The 3,562-nt window shown below is 52.8% G+C and carries 8 protein-coding genes; 3 read left to right on the top strand and 5 right to left on the bottom strand.

Annotated elements, in window-relative coordinates; all coding sequences use genetic code 11:
- Window positions 1-19 precede the first annotated feature (19 nt).
- Window positions 20-352: a type II toxin-antitoxin system RelE/ParE family toxin gene (locus tag ACOSYY_RS03200; protein WP_526023271.1), complete on the bottom strand. Its 333-nt coding sequence runs from the start codon at window positions 350-352 to the stop codon at window positions 20-22.
- Between the two features lie 415 nt (window positions 353-767).
- On the opposite strand from ACOSYY_RS03200, the gene ACOSYY_RS03195 reads away from it, so the two are divergent.
- Together ACOSYY_RS03195 and ACOSYY_RS03190 are read left to right on the top strand one after the other, a co-directional pair.
- The gene (locus ACOSYY_RS03195) at window positions 768-1,115 is read left to right on the top strand and encodes a DUF5674 family protein (protein ID WP_421660826.1); all 348 of its coding nucleotides are present in this window, start codon (window positions 768-770) and stop codon (window positions 1,113-1,115) included.
- Between the two features lie 30 nt (window positions 1,116-1,145).
- A complete protein-coding gene (locus ACOSYY_RS03190) occupies window positions 1,146-1,454 on the top strand; it encodes a hypothetical protein (protein ID WP_421660825.1) in 309 nt (102 codons plus the stop codon).
- A 79-nt stretch (window positions 1,455-1,533) separates the two neighbouring features.
- On the opposite strand, the gene ACOSYY_RS03185 is transcribed toward ACOSYY_RS03190, so the two are convergent.
- The 4 genes from ACOSYY_RS03185 to ACOSYY_RS03170 form a co-directional block, all read right to left on the bottom strand.
- Window positions 1,534-1,833, bottom strand: coding sequence for a type II toxin-antitoxin system RelE/ParE family toxin (locus ACOSYY_RS03185; RefSeq protein WP_421660824.1), 300 nt, complete (start codon window positions 1,831-1,833; stop codon window positions 1,534-1,536).
- A complete protein-coding gene (locus tag ACOSYY_RS03180) occupies window positions 1,833-2,021 on the bottom strand; it encodes an addiction module protein (RefSeq protein ID WP_421660823.1) in 189 nt (62 codons plus the stop codon). The genes ACOSYY_RS03185 and ACOSYY_RS03180 overlap by 1 nt, the downstream gene beginning before the upstream one ends.
- Window positions 2,022-2,306: 285 nt before the next feature.
- Window positions 2,307-2,948, bottom strand: a complete 642-nt coding sequence (locus ACOSYY_RS03175; protein WP_421660822.1) for a hypothetical protein — start codon at window positions 2,946-2,948, stop codon at window positions 2,307-2,309.
- A gap of 4 nt (window positions 2,949-2,952) precedes the next feature.
- A complete protein-coding gene (locus tag ACOSYY_RS03170; protein WP_421660821.1) occupies window positions 2,953-3,078 on the bottom strand; it encodes a hypothetical protein in 126 nt (41 codons plus the stop codon).
- Here ACOSYY_RS03170 and ACOSYY_RS03165 point away from each other — a divergent pair.
- Entirely contained in the window at window positions 3,069-3,419 is a 351-nt protein-coding gene (locus tag ACOSYY_RS03165) for a hypothetical protein (protein ID WP_421660820.1), read from the top strand. The genes ACOSYY_RS03170 and ACOSYY_RS03165 overlap by 10 nt on opposite strands.
- The last annotated feature ends 143 nt before the right edge of the window (window positions 3,420-3,562 follow it).

Below are 3,562 nucleotides of genomic sequence, written 5' to 3'. Positions count from 1 at the left end.
AAGCTTTTTGATGAGTTGATCATGTGTCCGCACGTTTGACCTCCTTCATTCGCGCCTCTGCAATTTCGCGTTCTCGAAGAGGCGTCTTTTCCGACTTCTTGAGAAAGCTATGCAGCATGACGATTCGTTTTCCCGCCAATGCGCAAAAAAACACCCGGGCGATTCCCTCCGCTCCTTTTAATCGTAACTCAAACAGACCGTGGCCAAAAGACTTCGTATGCGGCGCCCCAAGGTTCGGTCCAAGCACGATCATTCGTCGGGTGAGGACAATATATCTTGCAGCCAGCGTGTCTGGCAGAGCAAGAATGTCGTTCTGCACGGTCTCGCTGTAATACGTGATCTTGTAGTCCACACAGGAGAGTAACAAATATGTTATGCGTCAGCAAGCCATACACAGAACAGCAATCTAAGCCCAGTTGAGTTCGCACAGTGGCACAGTGAACCCTTGGTGTTGATGAAAGCCGGGCAATGTCGGAATTCTTTTCCTCGTCTCGGAGCAATGCGACGGAATAATTGAAGAGCCGAGGCAGCTGGCTTGTGCGAATCAACGAGGGGAAACATGGTCCACCAAAACGACTACTCGTGGGCTTTGTTGCCTTCCCCTCGGCGGGTAAAATTCAAGATACTGAAAGTCGGCGCAATGATCGTCACGGTCAAACCCAGAGTAAGATGTACCTCAACCCTCCTTCGGTCAATTTGTGGTTGACAGAAGCCCGCACAAACCGCAATCTTGCCTCCCGCAACACTTACTTCACCTCGGGAACCTTATGGAGATTATCGTCATTCGTACAAGTATGAGGAAAGCCGACTTGAACATGATGGCTCAACAACAGTTCGGCGACATGGTTAAAGCCGTGGTAGATGTGGAACAACGCATTATGGCTATCGGCGGGGAACTGCATTCTGACGAAGAAGCCATACTTTTAGAGCAGGGTTCACTGCAGAAAAACCTGTGGGGCATCAACCTCTATCCTGAGCGGCCGCTCCCCGAATGGATTGAATTCGACTCAATGATCAATGTACGTCCATCCGGAGGAAATCGTTCACGATACGTCGAGCGTGCTGAGATCCGTGACGCCGTCACGGCTATCGTCAATCGACTAGTACAGGACTAGCCACACACTATTGCACCGCTTCACGAGCAATTGGCCGCGGGACGATGGCACACGCTCTCGCTCATGGAGCAACTGGCCAACGTCGGCAGCGACGTAGCACGTGCCGCCCGGTGGCATGGAAAGGATCCGCAACGCTGCGAACAGGCCTTCGACCGTGCGGTGGAACTGCTGGACTTGACGATTGCAGACGAACGCTGGAAAGGCCGGCGGAAAGAACTGACCCGCGCGCGGGAGTTGCTCTGCGATGCGATGTTCGGAGGGCACACGTACGGCAGCGACTTAGCCTCCCTCGACCGTTATTTTTTCCACTTCGCCATGGCGGCCCGAATCGGTCGGTGAGAGTTGGGTGAGGCAGAATGCAAGAAGCAAGACCTGACCCCCACTTGCAGTTTGGAACCATCCTCGGTACGTTTGGCACCTATTCCCGCGACCGCCAATACCCTGGCCGCCGTCGGCCATGAGCGACGGCCACAATCTCAATACGTTCGTTGGCGACTCGATACACGATCTGGAAAGGAAACCGATTGAACAGATAACGACGAGTGCCGTGCACGAACAGAGGCCAGCGTTCGGGTGATTCAGAGATGGCTTCGATCCCATGATCGAGTTCGGCAAGAAACGAGTCCGCAGCAGACTGACTTCTTTCCGCATACCACAGCCGAGCTGCCCTGGCTTCTTCTACAGCCTCAGAATGGATTACAATGGGAAGACCGGGCATCAGCGACCGAGAATCTTTCGGCGGGCATCACTCCAGGAAATAACACCGGCGGAAGCTGCATCGAGGTCCTTCAGCCGACGGGCAATTTCACGATCCCATTCTGCTTCTGCATCAGCATCGATGACTGTATCAAGGCTTTCTAATAACGAACTGGCCATTGCAGCTCGAGCTTCAGGCGGAAGCTTCAACGCAGCCTCCAGCAATTTGGTAGCGTCATGTCCCATGAGCGAATACTAGCAGAAATCGGGAAGGCAGGAAAGCTGGCCGAAAAACATGCACCACAAATCAGGGTCCGGCGTGTCAAAAATTCCTTGATGGGTCCTAACACTGACTCGATAGCCCATTCGGCGACAGTTGCAGTCATCCTGACTGGAAGGCCCCTCAACGCGACTCTCCTGGCTCAATCCCTCGCTAATGCCGTTCTGCTTGGTGAACCTTAATGCATTGATGTCGATGATCATGATGGCGACTCTTTAGTCGGAATGTTTCTTGCGCAGGATTGAAACTACAACGTGCGGCGATACTTCACGAAAAACCGTCTGAGTTAATACTTCATACGCCCACGTATAGTCGGGCAAACCAATACCTGGGTCAGCAAGAATCACACCGATACAGCCATGCTGTGGCCCGAGAATTCCTGATGCAACTTCGACGATGCCGGTGAATGCCTTTGGATCACAGATGGCCCCAGTCTCCTTCGGTGTGAATCCATTCATAATGGGGAACGACTGAGACTTCTGAGCTGGGAGAACCTTTGGCTTTACAATTTTATGGTGAAGAGTGCCATCGCGGTGATGGCTGCTATGTAGGTTCAATTGTCTATCGCTCATCGGTTTCAAAACAAAATACTCTCCTTTTTGATTGCGCCGTACCCATAAAACAAGGAACAGGTCTGCTCCCTCACGAACCGCCACTGCGTACTTATTCTCCCCAGGAACTGTTTTGAGATTCATCAGCCCAACCTTCGAACTTGCACCACGCTGCTTCCGTGTCTCCTCGAAACAGCACCGCCAGGTGGCCAACTCCTCCGTGGTCATCATGGAAGTGTCAATAGCCTGATACGTTAGCCATCCCTCAAACGTTTGCAGATCATCTTCACTGATAGACTCATTCATTTCACTAATTCTCCAAAGGCACCTTCAGCGCCTTCAAATCCTTTGCCAAAGGGCTAAGTGATGGGTCATGTCGACCCTGTTCAAGCCGAACTATATAGCCGGGACTAAGCTTCGTCTTATATGCCAGCATGGCCTGTGTTAGCTATTTTTCTGCCTCAGTTGATGTCGCTCTATCAAGGCCGCTTCTGCTCCTTTCCGGTCCAGGCCGATGAGCATTTTATCACCGTTGTGCGCTATGTAGAGTGCAATGCGCTACGAGCCGAGCTGGTGCGCCACGCGGAAGATTGGCAATGGCCCAGTTTGTGGCGACGAGCACAAGTGAATTCCAAATTGACCGCCTGGCTGAGTGACTGGCCGGTTGAGCATCCACGTCATTGGCTCACGTTCGTCAATCACGCCCAGAGTCTGTCAGAACTGGAGGCGCTCCGACTCAGTGTGCAACGAGGCCACCCGTTTGGCGACAACGCCTAGGTGAAGCGTATGGCGACACGGTTTGGGATGGAATCCACGTTACGGCCACGTGGACGACCAAAGGGCTCCTAAATAAAGACTCCCGACTCCTTTTAATTTTTCGCTCCTTCCCAGCGTGGATACCAGCCCGAGCGCCATCCCCT

Source organism: Nitrospira sp. BLG_2, from assembly GCF_049222245.1.
The sequence above is the reverse complement of the archived record's forward strand: the minus strand, read 5'-3'. Positions and strand labels throughout refer to the sequence as shown.

Bases quoted from the DNA above. Each gene is read 5' to 3' on its own strand.
- ACOSYY_RS03195 (WP_421660826.1), top strand. From the start codon at position 768: ATGGAGATTATCGTCATTCGTACAAGTATGAGGAAAGCCGACTTGAAC.
- ACOSYY_RS03175 (WP_421660822.1), bottom strand. From the start codon at position 2,948: ATGAATGAGTCTATCAGTGAAGATGATCTGCAAACGTTTGAGGGATGG.
- ACOSYY_RS03170 (WP_421660821.1), bottom strand. From the start codon at position 3,078: ATGCTGGCATATAAGACGAAGCTTAGTCCCGGCTATATAGTTCGGCTT.
- ACOSYY_RS03165 (WP_421660820.1), top strand. From the start codon at position 3,069: ATGCCAGCATGGCCTGTGTTAGCTATTTTTCTGCCTCAGTTGATGTCG.
- ACOSYY_RS03185 (WP_421660824.1), bottom strand. From the start codon at position 1,833: ATGCCCGGTCTTCCCATTGTAATCCATTCTGAGGCTGTAGAAGAAGCC.